Source organism: Acidovorax sp. SRB_24 (genome assembly GCF_012931925.1).
The window spans coordinates 86,924-101,856 of the sequence record NZ_MWOM01000002.1; the positions used below are offsets into that span (position 1 = coordinate 86,924).

The 14,933-nt window shown below is 70.7% G+C and carries 13 protein-coding genes; 2 read left to right on the forward strand and 11 right to left on the reverse strand.

Annotated features, from left to right (window positions below; genetic code table 11):
- Positions 1-26 precede the first annotated feature (26 nt).
- The 8 genes from rimP to B2J89_RS01115 form a co-directional block, all read right to left on the reverse strand.
- A complete protein-coding gene (gene rimP, locus B2J89_RS01080; RefSeq protein WP_169167382.1) occupies positions 27-617 on the reverse strand; it encodes a ribosome maturation factor RimP in 591 nt (196 codons plus the stop codon).
- Positions 618-867: 250 nt separating this feature from the next.
- Positions 868-4,308 carry a DEAD/DEAH box helicase gene (locus B2J89_RS01085; protein WP_169167383.1) on the reverse strand — a complete coding sequence of 1,147 codons (3,441 nt, stop codon included), beginning with the start codon at positions 4,306-4,308 and terminating at the stop codon, positions 868-870.
- Positions 4,309-4,422: 114 nt separating this feature from the next.
- Positions 4,423-4,815, reverse strand: coding sequence for a thioredoxin family protein (locus B2J89_RS01090; RefSeq protein WP_169167384.1), 393 nt, complete (start codon positions 4,813-4,815; stop codon positions 4,423-4,425).
- Between the two features lie 14 nt (positions 4,816-4,829).
- Complete coding sequence (locus B2J89_RS01095) at positions 4,830-6,122, reverse strand: cytochrome c (RefSeq protein ID WP_169167385.1); 1,293 nt, start codon at positions 6,120-6,122, stop codon at positions 4,830-4,832.
- Positions 6,119-6,883, reverse strand: coding sequence for a c-type cytochrome (locus B2J89_RS01100; RefSeq protein WP_169167386.1), 765 nt, complete (start codon positions 6,881-6,883; stop codon positions 6,119-6,121). The genes B2J89_RS01095 and B2J89_RS01100 overlap by 4 nt, the downstream gene beginning before the upstream one ends.
- A 236-nt stretch (positions 6,884-7,119) precedes the next feature.
- Positions 7,120-8,121 (reverse strand): tripartite tricarboxylate transporter substrate binding protein, encoded by a 1,002-nt coding sequence (locus tag B2J89_RS01105; protein WP_169167387.1) that lies wholly within the window; start codon positions 8,119-8,121, stop codon positions 7,120-7,122.
- A 55-nt stretch (positions 8,122-8,176) separates the two neighbouring features.
- On the reverse strand, positions 8,177-8,539 hold the full coding sequence (locus B2J89_RS01110; protein WP_169167388.1) for a hypothetical protein: 363 nt from the start codon (positions 8,537-8,539) through the stop codon (positions 8,177-8,179).
- A gap of 16 nt (positions 8,540-8,555) precedes the next feature.
- A complete protein-coding gene (locus B2J89_RS01115; RefSeq protein ID WP_169167389.1) occupies positions 8,556-9,905 on the reverse strand; it encodes an acyclic terpene utilization AtuA family protein in 1,350 nt (449 codons plus the stop codon).
- 79 nt (positions 9,906-9,984) lie between these two features.
- Here B2J89_RS01115 and B2J89_RS01120 point away from each other — a divergent pair, with 79 nt between their 5' ends.
- A complete protein-coding gene (locus tag B2J89_RS01120) occupies positions 9,985-10,869 on the forward strand; it encodes a LysR family transcriptional regulator (protein ID WP_169167390.1) in 885 nt (294 codons plus the stop codon).
- Between the two features lie 10 nt (positions 10,870-10,879).
- Here the strand turns inward: B2J89_RS01120 and B2J89_RS01125 are convergent, their stop codons facing one another.
- A complete protein-coding gene (locus tag B2J89_RS01125; RefSeq protein ID WP_169167391.1) occupies positions 10,880-11,884 on the reverse strand; it encodes a cation diffusion facilitator family transporter in 1,005 nt (334 codons plus the stop codon).
- Between the two features lie 317 nt (positions 11,885-12,201).
- Between B2J89_RS01125 and B2J89_RS01130 the strand changes: the two genes are divergently transcribed.
- Positions 12,202-13,062, forward strand: a complete 861-nt coding sequence (locus B2J89_RS01130; RefSeq protein ID WP_169167392.1) for a universal stress protein — start codon at positions 12,202-12,204, stop codon at positions 13,060-13,062.
- Between the two features lie 19 nt (positions 13,063-13,081).
- Here the strand turns inward: B2J89_RS01130 and arsH are convergent, their stop codons facing one another.
- Both arsH and arsB read right to left on the reverse strand, forming a co-directional pair.
- Positions 13,082-13,801: an arsenical resistance protein ArsH gene (arsH, locus tag B2J89_RS01135; protein ID WP_169167393.1), complete on the reverse strand. Its 720-nt coding sequence runs from the start codon at positions 13,799-13,801 to the stop codon at positions 13,082-13,084.
- Positions 13,802-13,836: 35 nt separating this feature from the next.
- Positions 13,837-14,862, reverse strand: a complete 1,026-nt coding sequence (gene arsB, locus B2J89_RS01140; protein ID WP_169167394.1) for an ACR3 family arsenite efflux transporter — start codon at positions 14,860-14,862, stop codon at positions 13,837-13,839.
- Positions 14,863-14,933 lie beyond the last annotated feature (71 nt).

Sequence of the window (14,933 nt, forward strand, 5' to 3'; positions counted from 1 at the left end):
CCCAGCCCACCACAACATCCAGCAGCTCAATCCGGCAACGGCTCGGACTTTGCCCCCCGCCCCTTGAAATCAACGATTGGCGCCAGCCGCGCCTCCCGCAGCTCGCCGAGCACGAAGCCCAGCACCTGCAGGGGGGCTGGCACCCGCTTCTTGCTCACTCTTTGACCAGGTTTGGGCGCTGGCTCGTCGCTCCAGACGATTTGCCAACCACCGGCTTCGGCACGCTCGAGCGTGCCTCGAAATTTCTTGCGGTTCGCGCTGACCTGACCGGCAGCGGCAACCCCCATGGGCGCCTTGAGCGCGAGATCGATCACCGAGCCCTCAAAACGCACAAAATCCTGCTCGTGGCGCAAAGGCCGATCAATCCCGGGCGAAGACACCTCCAGCCGCTTGTAGTCGACGCCGTCGACTTCGAGCGCAAACTGCAGCTGGCGCGTGACTTTCTCGCAGTCTTCCACGGTCACGTACTGCTCGGGCACTGCGCCCGCGCCCTCGGCAGGCGCCTGCCACGGCCAATCGATGGTGATGCGCAGCAGGCCACCGGCGGAGCGCTCAATCTCCACCAGGTCATAACCCAGTCCTGTCACGGTTTGCTCAACGATTTGCTGCAGTGCCACGTGTATCTATTCAATCCCGGAAATACAAAAAACCCGATAACCCCTGAGGCTTCGAGCTCCAAAAGCAAACGACCAAAAAAAACGGGCGGTGGGTACCCGCCCGTTTGGTCGTGAGGACGGTATTGTAGCCTGCAACGCGTTGATTTGCAAAGATCCTGCCTTGTTTCGCAGCATGGGGCACAGGCGCGAACCCGCAAGCCAGATTTCATGCCAAAAAGCCGTCCGGCCCTTTCTTCACCTGGGAAGACAACTATGAACTCGATAGCGGCTTGAGCAGCTCGACGAGGTCGCCCTCGCTAAAAAGCGGTTCTTGGCGCCCTTCGTGCCCGCCGTAGAGGCTGCCCGCCAGCTGCGCCTTGCGCTCCTGCAGCGCCAGAATGCGCTCCTCGAGCGTGTCCTGCGCCACCAGCTTGAGCACCCACACGCTCTGCGCCTGGCCGATGCGGTGGGCCCGGTCGGTGGCCTGCTGCTCGGCGGCGGGGTTCCACCACGGGTCGTAGTGGATCACGGTGTCGGCCTGCGGCAGGTTCAGGCCCACGCCCCCGGCCTTGAGACTGATGAGGAACAGCGGCACCTCGCCGCGGGTGAAACGCTCGATGGTCTGGTCGCGGCGCTGGCTCTGCCCGGTGAGTTTGGCCCAGGGCAGCTGGCGCTTTCTGAGCTCGGCCTCGATCAGCGCGAGCATGCTGGTGAACTGCGAGAACAGCAGAATGCGCCGCCCCTCGGCCAGCATGCCGGGCAGCAGCTCCATCAACTGCTCCAGCTTGGCCGAGGCCTTCACCTTTTTTGCGGCCTCCAGCGGCACCAGTTGCGGGTCGCAGCACACCTGGCGCAGTCTGAGCAAGGCGTCCAGGATGGTGATCTGCGACTTCGCCAGGCCTTCCCTCGCCAGCGCCTCGCGCACGGTTTTTTCGGTCCCCAGGCGAATCGTTTCGTAGAGGTCGGCCTGCGCGCCCGACAGCGCCACGCGCACCACGGTTTCAACCTTGGGCGGCAGCTCGCTCGCCACCAGTGCTTTGCTGCGGCGCAGCATGAACGGCGCGGTGCGGGCGCGCAGCTGCGCCAGGCGCCCGGTGTCGCCCTGCTTTTCGATCGGCGTGCGAAACCATTCGCCAAAGCGCTTCTGGCTGCCGAGAAAGCCCGGCATCAGGAAATGGAACAGGCTCCAGACCTCGCCCAGATGGTTTTCCATGGGCGTACCCGACAGGCACAGGCGGTGCTGTGCCTGCAGCTGGCCCGCCACCTGTGCGGCGTGCGTGCTGGCGTTCTTGATGTGCTGCGCCTCGTCGAGCACCACGAGGTGCCACCGCGCGGCCAGCCAGCGCGCGCGGTCGCGCTGTAGCAGCGAATACGGCGCGATCACGATGTCGTGCGCCGCCATCGACTCGGCCACGGCGTGGCGCTCCTTGCCATGCAGCACCAGGCAGCGCAGCTGCGGGCAAAAGCGCGCGGCCTCGCGCTGCCAGTTGCCCAGCAGGCTGACGGGCGCGATGACCAGCGCCGGGTGCGTGAGGCGACCTGCGTCCTTCTCGACCTGGATGTGCGCCAGCGTCTGCAGCGTCTTGCCCAGGCCCATGTCGTCGGCCAGGATGCCGGCGAGGCCGTGGGCGCGCAGGAACTGGAGCCAGTTCAGGCCCTGGCGCTGGTATGGGCGCAGTTCGGCCTGCACGCTGGCGGGCACCGGCACCTCGGGCAATGTGCCCTGCCCCTTGAGCTGCTGGACCAGGGCGCGCAACCCTGCCGCGCCCTGCCACACGGCGCCCTCGCCCAACGCAGCGCTCACGCGCAATGCGTCCAGGCGCGAGAGCCGGAGGCTGTCTCCGGCGAAGTCGTGCGCCCTCTCGCCCACCAGGTCGAGCAGCGCGGCCATCCAGGGCTGCAAGGCGTCGGTGGCCAGGCGCACAAAGCCCCCGCGACCGGGCGTGCGCAGATAGACGAAGGGCGGCAGCGTCGGCAAGCCGGTGACCGGATCGGGCGGCTGCGCAGCGGCCGCCGAAATCAGCTCGGGCAGCGACGGCAGGATGTTGTGGCGCTGGCCGCCGACCTCCATGCCGAGCGACAGATCGAACCAGGGCGAGAGCCCTGCCCCCGCGGCCGCGCCGCCGGCCGGTTGCAGCTGCACGTCCGGCCCCTGGGCATGCGCGATCCAGCCGTCGAGATCGGCGTCCAGCGTGAGCGCAAACCCGGCGGCGCGCAGCGCCTCGAAGCCGTGGTCGGCCCAGTGCATCCAGGCATGCTGGGGCTGGGCCCCGGGGATGCCGAAGCCGCCCCCTTCGCTGCCCTGCAGCCCCAGGCCCTGCAGTCGGTCGATGGCGCCCTGTTCGGCCGGACCATCGCGCTGCAGCAGCACGGGCCCGGTGGGGCCGTCCACCAGCAGCGAAAGCGGCTGGTCCGACCACCAGCCGACGCAGCCGTGGTAGTCAAAGCGCAGCTGCGCCGTGATGAGGCCTTTGGCGGGCACCTCGCCGGCCGGCGTGGGCGACAGGTGCAGGCGCGCCACGGGCGCAATGCCGGTGAGCCGCGCGGCGCCGTGCAGCGCCGGCGGCAGCGGCACGGGGCCCAGGCGCTGCAGCAGGCCGGCCTGGTGCTTGTGCAGCGCCGACGCGGTGAACGACGGCGCCTGGAGCAGCACTTCCAGCTGCGCGGGCGCCAGGCCATCACCCTGCACCGGGCCGCACCGGCCGCGCGCCGCATCCAGGTACAACGGCGGGCTGTGGTGGCAGAGCGTCGCTGTGGCACTGGCCAGGTTGGCGCGCAGCGTCCACGCGCTCTCGCGGCCGGGGGCGCTGGCGGGCTCTTCGTGCCAATGCCAGGCCGGCGCCAGCGCCTGCCCCCACTGCAGTGGCGCACCGAGGGCGGCCCCTTGCACGTCGGCAAACAGGCGCCCGGTGCCGGCGGCCTGCTGCAGCGCCTGCACGCCCACCGCGCCATCGACCACGGCGCAGGGTGCAGCGTGGTGGGCGGAGTAATAAGCGCCCTGCGCCAGGCTCAGTGCGCGCAACAGCTGCAGCACCTGGCGGTCGGCCTCGCTGGCGCGGTCGTAAGCGGCCTGGCCCTTGCCGGGCGGGGTGCGGATGCGCTGGGGCTTGGACCATCCGCCCGTGGCCTGGGGACGCGAGAGCACGGCTTCGAGCTGCAGCTGCGGCGCGCTGCGCGGCGCACCGATGGCCGTCAGCAGGTACAGGTACTGCTCGGGCGGCCGCTCGCCGGGGCCACCGCGGCGCGCGGTGCCCGGCCGCGGCGCGCCGCTCTGCCCGCAGACCTGGTCCAGGGCGTCGAACCAGCGCAGCAGGCACGCTTCGGCTTCCCCTCGCTCGGCCTCGGCGCTGCGCGCCTGCAGCGTCTGGCGCAGCGCGGCGGCGGGCAGGTGCTCGAAGCCCTGCCACCGCCCCTCTGCCGCCTCTGCGAGCACGGCCACGGTGTGCTTGCACTGGCGCGCCACCGGACAGCAGCAGTCGCCGTCGAAAGAGTCCACCGTGCCGTCGTCCCGCAGAGACAGCTCGATCGACACGCTGTGGGGCTGGCGCCGTGTGTCCTGCACCTGGCCTTGCAGCAGCCACCGGTCGCGCAGCGGCGCCACATCCACACCCAGCACCTGGCCGCCGCGCTGCAGCGCCAGGCCGCGCTGCCAGGCGCCGCTGTCGCACTGCGGCTGCAGCGAAGGCAGGTCGAACCAGGGCGTGTCTTGCATGGAATTCAGTGAAATACGCCTCTAACCCTTATCGGGTAAGCGCAAGAGGCTATCAAAAAAGGAGTGGATGGCCGGGCCAGCCAGCGGCCCGCGCACGCTGCGCGGGACCCCGGCTCACTGCGCGTGGGCGGCGCGCACGCGCTCGAACACGGCCTGGGCCTGTGCCGACACGGCCGACGGGGGCGGCGGCGCGTCCTGCAGGCTGGCCAGCAGGCGGGCCAGCACCGGGGCCTGGGGCAGCAGCGGCCCGAGGAACCGCGCCTGCTGGCCGTCGGCGATCAGCAGCGTGGGAAAGGTTTCCACGTCCAGGTCCCCCGCCAGGTCTTCCTCGTCTTCCACGTCGACCCAGACAAAGCGCGCCCCGGGGTGGGCCTGCGCGAGGGCGTCGAACAGCGCGCGGTAGTCGCGGCACACGCCGCACCAGTTGGCGCACAGGCACACCACCCACCAGGCGGCGGGCGGGGTTGCGGAGGACTCGGTAGCGGGCGCCGGCGAGGGGTGGTTCATGGCAGGTAAGGGACTCAGGGACCGCGCCGCTCTCGGACGCGATAAGCGTCGATGGTAGCGACCCCGGAGGCCTGGTTGCCCCAGGACTGGCGCACGAACGAGGTGACGGCCGCCACATCGTCGTCGCGCAGCACCTGCATGAACGGCGGCATGCCGTGCGGTCGCGGGTTGCCCGCCGTGGCCGGCAGGTAGCCGCCCTGCAGCACCACGCGCAGCACATTGGTCGGATCGGCCAGCGCCACCGCGCGGTTGCCGGCCAGCGCCGGGAAGGCGCCGGGCTTGCCCTGGCCGCGGTCGCCGTGGCACTGGGCGCACTGCTGCTCGTAGACCTTGGCGCCGCGCTCGAGCGTGGCGGCCGGCGCTGCCGGCGCGGCCACGGCCACGCTCTCTTGCTGCGGCAGCGCCTGCAGGTACACCGCCATGGCGCGTGCGTCGGCGTCGGTCAGATACTGCGTGCTGTTGAAGACCACCTCGGCCATGGGCCCGAGGGCCGAGCCGTGCGGCGCCACGCCGGTTTTCAGCAGCGCCACCACGTGTTCCAGCGGCCACTGCGCCACGCCGGCCTCGGCGGCGGCGTTGAGCGCGGGCGCATACCAGTTCTGCACCGGGATCAGGCCGCCGCCAAAGGCGCGCGCCTCGCTGCTGGCGCCTAGGGCGTTGCGCGGCGTGTGGCAGGCGGCGCAGTGTCCCAGGCCGTTGACCAGGTAGGCGCCGCGGTTCCAGTCGAGCGACTGGGCCGGATCGGACGCGGGCTCCTGCACGGCCGTGCCCGGCGTGAAGAACAGCGCCCGCCAGCCCGCCAGCGCCGCCTGCGTGTTGTACGGAAAGCGCAGCGCGTGCGGCCGGTTCGCCTGCGCCACGGCCGGCAGGCTGCGCAGGTAGGCATACATGGCGTCAGAATCCGGCCGCGTGACCTGCGTGTAGTTGGGGTACGGGAACGCGGGGTACAGCAGGCGCCCGTCCTTGGAGCGGCCGTTGTGCAGGGCGCGCCAGAACTCGGCCGCCGACCAGTTGCCGATGCCGGTGGCGGCGTCGGGCGTGAGGTTGGAGGTGTGGACCACGCCGAACGGCGTATCGATGCCGCGCCCGCCCGCATAGGGTGCGCCGCCCTGCGGGGTGTGGCAGCCCATGCAGTTGCCGGCCCGTGCCAGATAGGCGCCGCGCGCTACCAATTCAGGGGTCGATGTGAACGCCTGCGGCGTCGCCGGCAAGGCGTCTTCGCCGCTCAGGTTCAGCGACACCACGGCAGCCGCCGCCACCACCAGCACGGCCGCGAGCGCGGCCAGGGTCCAGAGCGCGCGCTTCATTGTGCCGCTCCCAGCACGGCGCCATCGACGCCGCCGCAGCGCATCGGCAGCGGCGCCGGCAAGGCAGCAGCGGGCCTGCCAGCGCCCGGCACGGGCTGGGCGGACAGCCAGGCCGAGACGGCACTGACGTCGTCGGGCGTGAGCTGGCGCGCGATCTGCGCCATGCAGTCGGGGGCCTGGGCGTGGCGCTGGCCGGTTTTCCAGGCGCCCAGCTGGCTGTTGAGGTAGTCGCGCGGCAGGCCCAGCAGGCCCGGGATGAACGGGTTCACGCCGGTCATGGCCTGGCCGTGGCACTGCACGCAGGCCGGAATCTGGCGCGCCTCGTCGCCCTGCTGCACCAGCAGGCGGCCGCGCTCGAGCGCGGCCGGCGGCGCCTGGGGCGCGGGCGGCGGGGCATAGGGCACCTCGAGCGCGGCGAAGTGGTCCGCCATCTCCTGCAGGTAGGCGTCCGTCAGGTGCTCGATCAGGTAGGCCATTGGCGGGTAGCTGCGTCGCCCGTCGCGAAAATTGAGCAGCTGGTGGTAGAGGTAACCCGCCGGCTTGCCCGCGATGCGCGGGAAGTAGCCCTCGGGCGTGGCCCGGCCCTCTTTGCCGTGGCAGGCGGTGCAGGCCAGCACGCGCGTGGACATCGCATCGGCCCGTTCGGCGGTGGCCGGCGCGGAAGGCGCAGCCGCAGGGGCGGCCAACGCGCCCCCGCACAAGGCAGAACCCAGCAGCAGCGGCAGAAAACGGCGCAGCGTGGTGCGCAAGAAAGCAATCATGGGTGGTTCATTAGGGGGCGTGGGGAACACGCAGACTCTACGCGCACCACCAAAACAGTACAGATCCAGATTTTGGTAAAAAATACGGATCAGATTGTCGCAGCCCCCACGCCCGACCACGCTCGGGCGCCGCGCGATGCTTCACTATCGATAGCTTGCAACGCTTGCTGCGCGAGCGCCGAAGGCCTTTTTGGCTCCAGAGCCAGGCCCTGTTCGCCCGAGCCTGCCACGGACCGTCACTCGGCCACGATGCCCGCCGCCTGGATGACCTTGCCCCACTTCTGGGTCTCGGCCGCCTGGAACTTGGCGAGCTCCTCGGGCGTGGTGGTCCAGGCTTCGGACCCGGCCATGTCGAAGAACGACTTGGCGGCGGCGCTCTGCGTGGCACGGGCCATGAGCTCGTTCAGCCGCGCCACCACGGGCGCGGGTGTGCCGGCCGGCGCGTAGGCCGCGAACCAGTAGCCCATGTCGTAGCCCTTCACGCCCGCTTCGTCGATGGTCGGCACATCGGGCAACTGCGCGCTGCGCTTGTGCGTGGAATAGCCGAGCGCGCGCAGCTTGCCGGCCTTGATCTGCGGCACGCCGGTCGAGGTGTCGGTGATCATCAGGTCGATCTGGCCGCCCAGCAGGTCGGTGATCGCGAGCGGATTGCTCTTGTAGGGCACATGCAGGATGTCCACGCCCGCGAGCTGCTTGAGCATTTCGCCCGCCACGCGGCTCGACGAGCTGCCGCTGCCGAAGCTGAGCTTGCCGGGGTTCTTCTTGGCGGCGGCCACCAGCTCGCCCACGCTTTTGTAGGGCGCGGCGGCGTTCACCACCAGCACCTGGCCGCCCTTGCCCAGGCCCGAGATCGGCGCGAAATCCTTGACCGGGTCGTAGGACAGCTTCTTGTACAGGTGCTCGTTGGCCGCGTGCGTGGTGTTGGTGGTGATGAGCAGCGTGTAGCCGTCGGCCGGGGCCTTGGCCACGGCCTGCGCGGCGATCATGCCGCTGGCGCCGGCCTTGTTGTCGATCACCACGGGCTGTTTGGTTTCGGCGCTGACGGCCTGGCCGATGGCGCGCGCCAGCTGGTCGGTGGCGCTGCCGGCGGCAAACGGCACGACGAAGGTGATGGCCTTGGCCGGATAGGCCGGCGCCTGCGCGGCGGCCATGCCGGGCAGCGCCAGGCCCAGGGCGGTGGCTGTGAGAGAGGTGGCGAGGGCCAGCGCGCGGCGGCGGGATGGGAAATGAGGGCTCAATGTTGTCTCCTGTATTTCTAGGGTGGTGGTGGTGGTGGGAAAAAGAGGCCAGGGTTCAGGGCGGGCCGGCCAGGTGCTGCGCCAGCGCGGCCGGCACCTCGACACGCAGGTCCAGCAGCAGGAACGAGAGCGCCTTGCCGTGGCTGTCGAGGTTGAGCGCGTCGTTGACGCCGCCATCAAGCACGTCGTCGAGCACGAAGTTCATCGCCTGCAGGTTCGGCAGCAGGTAGCGCGCCACGCGGCTCGGCTGGCGCAGCGCGAACTGGCGCGCCACGGCGGCTTCGGTGACTTGCGCGACCAGCACGTCCCACAGCGCGGGGTGCCAGGCGATCACGCTGATGTTGGAGCGGTTGCCCTTGTCGCCGGTGCGGCTGTGCGCCAGGCGGTACAGAGGCACGGTCAGGGTGGCTGTGTTCATGGTCTCTTTCTCGCGCTCAGTCCAGCATCTGGTAGCCGGTGGCGACGGCCGCGCGCGGCACCAGGCACGACACCGTGCCCAGGCGCGGGCGCATGGCGGTGCGCACGCCGCCGCCGCCGGCAGGGCCGCAGCAGTACAGTGCCGTGGTTTCGCGCACCAGGCGCTGGGCGCTGGCGTGGTCGCGGTGCTGCAGCGCCACGCGCAGGCGCACGTCGCGGGCATCGCCCGCCGGCGCAGCGAGCCAGCGCCCGGCGTCGTCGCCGAACACGCTGGTCACGCCGATCAGATCGATGCGCAGCGGGCCCAGGCCCTGCAGGCGCTCGCGCAGCACTTCGCCGGCAAGCCGGGCGCGGGCTTCGGCGCGCGCGCCGGCGTAGGAAATCTCGCCCTCGGCAAACCAGCCGGTTTCAGAGCACACATTCACCTTCAGCGTGGCCGGGCGCGCGTGGCCGCGCACGCCTTCGAGGCGCACCTGGGTGTCGCCCACGCGCAGCACGCGCGCCCGCGTGATGTCGGCCACCACGTCGGGCGTGAGGTAGGCGGCCGGGTCGTGCAGCTCGTACAGCAACTGCTCTTTGACCGTGCGCTCGTCGATGCGCCCGCCGGTGCCCGGTGGCTTGCTGACGGTGCAGTCGCCGTTTTCATCGATCTCGGCCAGCGGGTAGCCCAGCCGGGCGAGGCCCGGCACGTCCTTGTAGCCGGGGTCGGCAAAGTAGCCGCCCGTGACCTGGGCGCCGCATTCGAGCAGGTGGCCTGCCATGGTGGCGCGCGCCAGCCGGTCGCAGTCGTCCAGCGGCCAGTTGAAGTGCGCGAGCGCCGGGCCCAGCACCAGCGCCGGGTCGGCCACGCGGCCGCAGACGACGATGTCGGCGCCGGCGCGCAGCGCATCGGCAATGGCCTCGGCGCCGATGTAGGCGTTGGCGCTCACGATGGGGTCGGTGGGCATGGCACTGCCCAGGGCCTCCTGCAGCAGCGCGCGGTGCTGCGGCCCGCTCAGGTCGTCGCCGTGGACCACGGCGATGCGCGGGCGGCGCGTGCCCAGCTCGCGCGCCAGTTGCAGGATGCGCCGCGCCGCGCCCAGCGGGTGGGCCGCGCCAAAGTTGCTGACGATGCGCACGCCGTGCTGCAGGCACTGCGCCAGCACCGGGCGCAGCAGGTCTGCCAGCAGCGGCTCGTAGCCGGCGTCGGGGTCGGCGCGGCGCGCCAGCTGGGCCAGCGCCAGCGTGCGCTCGGCCAGCGTCTCAAAGATCAGCACGGCCGGCTGGCCGCTGTCGATCAACGCCTGCACCACCGGTGCGGCGGCGTCGGTGCGGTCGCCGGAAAATCCGGCCGCGCAGCCGATCAGCAAGTTGTGGGGGTTCGCCATAAGGTCTCCTGCCACCAATGTAGGTGCACCGGGTTATTCTGTGAAATTGATTGTTGCGATCAATCCATCTGGAATTCAAATGAATATTTCTTCCCGGCAGGTCGACGCGTTTCTCGCGCTGGCCGAACAGCGCAGCTTCACCCGTGCGGCCGTGCAGTGCCACCTGTCGCAGCCGGCCTTCAGCGCCCTCATCCGCGCGCTCGAAGACGGCCTGGGCCTGCGCCTGTTCGACCGCAGTACGCGCCATGTGGCACTGACGGGCGAAGGAGAGAACTTTCTGGAGGCGGCGCGCCGCATCCGCGCCGAGATCGACAGCGCGCTGGCCCGCATGCGCGACGCCGCCACGCTCCAGCGCGGGCGCGTGGCGATCGCGTTGCTGCCCTCGCTCGCTGCGGGCTGGCTGCCCGGCGTGCTGGCCGGCTACCACGCGGCGCACCCGGGCGTCGAACTGGAGATTGCCGATGTGCTGTCCGAGCGCTGCATCGAGCAGGTGGCCACCGGCAAGGCCGACTTTGCGCTCGCCGCGATCCGCGCGGACACGCCCGAACTGCAGGCCGAGCCGTTCTGCGCCGACGACTTTCACCTGGTCTGCCGCAGCGGCCACCCGCTGCTGCGGCAACGCACGCTGGCCCCTGCCGACCTGGCCGCATGGCCGTTCATCCACCTGGCGCGCACCAGCAGCGTGCGCCAGTACCTGGAGGCCGCGTTCCACCCGCAGGCCATGCACACGCTGATGGAGGTGGAGCAGCTCGCCACCGTGATGGGCATGGTGCGCGCGGGCCTGGGCATCAGCGTGGTGCCGGCGCTCACGCTGTTCCACTTCGGGAAGCCCGGCCTCGTGACGCGGCCGCTGGCGCTGCCCGGGCTCACGCGGCAGATTTACCTGGTGCGCCGGCGCGACCGCAGCCTGTCGGTGGCGGCGCAGGCGCTGGTCGCGCGGATGGTGGAACTGCGGCCCGCCTGACCGGCCGACTTCAGCGGCGCGCGGCGGGCGCGGGGTGCGGGGGCTGCGCCAGTGGCACCGGCTGCGGCGGCAGCGGCTGCGGCGCGTGGTCCAGGTCGGGCCGGCGCCACGGGTCCACATGGGTCATGACATCGAGCACGCGGTGGCGCTGCAGGACGCGCGCGCGGGCATCCACGGCAATCGCGTGGCCGGCCTCCACGCTCAGCGTGGCGTCGACTTCAAGGTGCACGTCGACCACCACCATGTCGCCCATCTTGCGCGTGCGCACGTCGTGCACGCCGCGCACGCCGGGCGTCTCGCGCAGCGTCTGGCCGATGGCCTGCACTTCGCTCGCGTCCACGGCGCTGTCCATCAGGTCGTGCAGCGCGCTCCAGCCGAACTGCCAGCCGGTGCGCGCCACCATCAGCCCCACGATCAGCGCCGCGATGGTGTCCAGGATGGTGTAGCCCGCGAGGTTGCCCGCAATGCCGATGGCCACCACGAGCGACGAGGCGGCGTCGGCGCGCGCATGCCATGCGTTGGCCACCAGCATGCTCGACTTGACGCGCTTGGCGACCCGCAGCATGTAGCGGAACAGCAGCTCCTTGAGCACCAGCGTGGCCAGGGCCACCCACAGCGCCGCCACATGCACCTGCTGCAATGCGGCCGGGTTCTGCACCTTCAGCACCGCCGACCAGACCATGCCCACGCCCACGCCCAGCAGCACCAGCCCGAGCATCAGCGACGCGGCGGTCTCAAAGCGCTGGTGGCCGTAGGGGTGGCCTTCGTCGGGGTCCTTGTGCGCGTGGTGGTTGGCAAACAGCACGACAAAATCGGCCACCAGGTCGGAGAACGAATGCAGGCCGTCGGCGATCAGCGCCTGCGATTTGGCCAGCACCCCCACGGCAATCTGCAGCGCAGACAGCACCAGGTTGACGCCCACACTGACCCAGGTGCTGCGCGCGGCGGCGGCCGCACGGGCTTCGGGTGTGTGCCGGGTGTCCGGGGATTTTTCGGTAAACGGCGGGGGCGTCATGGCAAACAGGCGGTTCGGGGCTGGCGGCCAGGGAGCGGGCCGCCCGCGGAGAGCTTACCCCGTGTCCTGCCAGGGCCGGCAGCGGCGCAGCCTTGCACGCTGGCAGGGCAAGGCATGGCGCGCTCGAATGCCGCATTATTGATAGCGCATGGCGCTGGATGGGTAAGCGCTGAAGGCCTATTGGGCCAAAACCTTTCGCACCGGTGGCCACTGCCGCCAATGGCGTCCGGCCCGCCACCGCAGCGCGCGGCGCGCCCGCCGGCCGCACAGGGCGCAGCCGGCGTACAGTGCTGCCATCGCTGCCAAGGAGAGAGACCATGAACCACCAGATCTGTGCCTGCATCGATGCCCTGCCCGCCGCCGCTGCGGTGGTCGATTGGGCCGCATGGGCGGCGCTGCGGCTGAATGCGCCGCTGCAGCTGCTGCATGTGCTCGACGAGCCCGCGGCCATGCCGCCCGTGGGCGATTACAGCGGCGCGCTGGGCTTTGGCGCGCAGGAGCTGCTCCAGCAGCAGCTCAGCGCACTGGACGAGCAGCGCGGCGCGATCGAGCGCGAGGCCGGCCGCCATCTGCTGCAGAGCGCGTGCGAGCGCGCCAGCGCCGCCGGCGTGCCGCACGTCGCCGAAGGCATGCACTACGGCGACCTGGTCGAGACCCTGCTGGGCCTGGAGGCCAGCACGCGGCTCGTGGTGCTGGGCGAGCACTACCGCGCCAGCACGCCGCGCAGGATCTACCTCAGCCACCACGTCGAACGCGTGGTGCGCAGCATCAAACGCCCGGTGCTCGTCGCCACCGTGTCGCCGTTTGCCGCGCCCGAGCGCTTCGTGCTGGCCTTCGACGGCAGCGCCACTGCGCGCAAGATGATCACCATGGTCGCGGCCAGCCCGCTGCTGCAGGGCCTGCCGGCGCTGGTGGCCATGGTGGCGCCCGACACGCCCGAGGCGCACCGGCAGCTGCACGAGGCGCAGTCGGTGCTGCAAGCGGCCGGCTTTGCCGTGCAGACCGCGCTGCGGCAGGGCGATCCCGAACAAGCGCTGCCCGAGCTGCTGGCGACCCAGGGCAATGCCGTGCTGGTGATGGGAGCCTATGGCCACGCGCGCATCCGCCAGCTCATCGTGGGCAGCACCACGACGGCGCTGCTGCGCCTGAGCCGGGTGCCGGTGCTGGTGCTGCGCTAGGCAACCCTGCCCCGGCCGCTCACAGGCTTGGCAGCGCAACGCGGCGCGACAGCTGCGCCGCAGCCTCCTTGCGTTCGCTGTAGCGGTCCACGAGGTAGGGCGCCACGTCGCGCGTCAGCAGCGTGAACTTGACCAGTTCCTCCACCACATCGACCACCCGGTCGTAGTAGGGCGAGGGCTTCATGCGGTCGTCCTCGCCAAACTCCTGGTAGGCCTTGGCCACGGAGGACTGGTTGGGAATGGTGAGCATGCGCATCCAGCGCCCCAGCACGCGCATCTGGTTGACGGCATTGAACGACTGCGATCCGCCGCACACCTGCATCAGCGCCAGCGTCTTGCCCTGCGTGGGCCGCACGGCGCCCTGGGCCAGCGGGATCCAGTCGATCTGCGCTTTCAGGAGGCCGGTCATGGCACCGTGGCGCTCGGGCGAACACCACAGCATGCCTTCGGCCCACTGGGCCAGGGCGCGCAGCTCGACCACCTTGGCATGGGTGTCGGGCGCATCGTCGGGCAGCGGCAGGCCACCGGGGTGGAACATCCGCACATCGCCGCCCAGGGCCGTGAGCAGGCGCGCCGCCTCCTCTGCCAACAAGCGGCTGAAGGAGCGCGGCCGCAGCGAGCCATACAACAGCAAAAAGCGCGGCGCGTGCGCAGCAGGTGCCGCCGCGCGCAGCTGGGCCCCGTCGGGCACCTGCACCAGATCGGGCTGGACATGGGGCAGGTCGGAAAAATCGCTCATGAAGGTTCTGTGAAATGGTCAAAAGGAGGCCGGCTTCAGGGCCGGCCCTGCTCGTACCACGGCTTGGTGCGGTTGACCACGCGGACCACCAGCAGCATCACCGGCACCTCGATCAGCACGCCCACCACCGTGGCCAGCGCCGCGCCGGAATGGAACCCGAACAGGCTGATGGCGGCCGCCACGGCCAGCTCGAAGAAGTTGGAGGCCCCGATCAGCGCCGACGGGCAGGCAATGCTGTGCTTCTCGCCCAGCGCGCGGTTGAGCCCGTAGGCCAGCGCCGAGTTGAAGAACACCTGGATCAGGATGGGCACCGCCAGCAGCGCGATCACCAGCGGCTGCGCCAGGATGGCCTCGCCCTGGAAAGCGAACAGCAGCACCAGCGTGGCCAGCAAGGCGGTGATGGACCACGGCCCGATGCGCGCCATGGCAGCGTCGAACGCGCCCTGCCCCCGTGCCAGCAGCGCGCGCCGCCAGAGCTGCGCCAGGATGACCGGAACCACGATGTACAGCCCCACCGACACCAGCAACGTGTCCCACGGCACGGTGATGGCCGAGATGCCCAGCAGGAACGCCACCAGCGGCGCAAAGGCCACCACCATGATGCTGTCGTTGAGCGCCACCTGCGACAGCGTGAACAGCGGGTCCCCGCCGGTGAGGCGGCTCCACACGAACACCATGGCCGTGCACGGGGCAGCGGCGAGCAGGATCAGACCGGCGATGTAGCTGTCGAGCTGATCGGCGGGCAGCAGCGGCGCAAACAGGTGGCGAATGAACAGCCAGCCCAGAAACGCCATGGTGAACGGCTTGACCATCCAGTTGACGAACAGCGTCACGCCAATGCCGCGCACATGCTGGCGCACCTGGCCCAGCGCCGCAAAGTCCACCTTGACCAGCATCGGGATGACCATCACCCAGATCAGCAGGCCCACGGGCAGGTTGACCTGCGCCACCTCCATGCGCCCGATGGCCTGGAACAGCCCCGGCAGCCCCTGCCCGAGCGCAATGCCAACGACGATGCAGGCAAAAACCCAGAGCGTGAGGTAGCGCTCAAACACGCCCATGGGGGCCGGGGCCGCCGGCCGGGCAACCCCTTCACAGGCCGTGCGCCTGGCGGGGTTTGCCGCGGGGATGG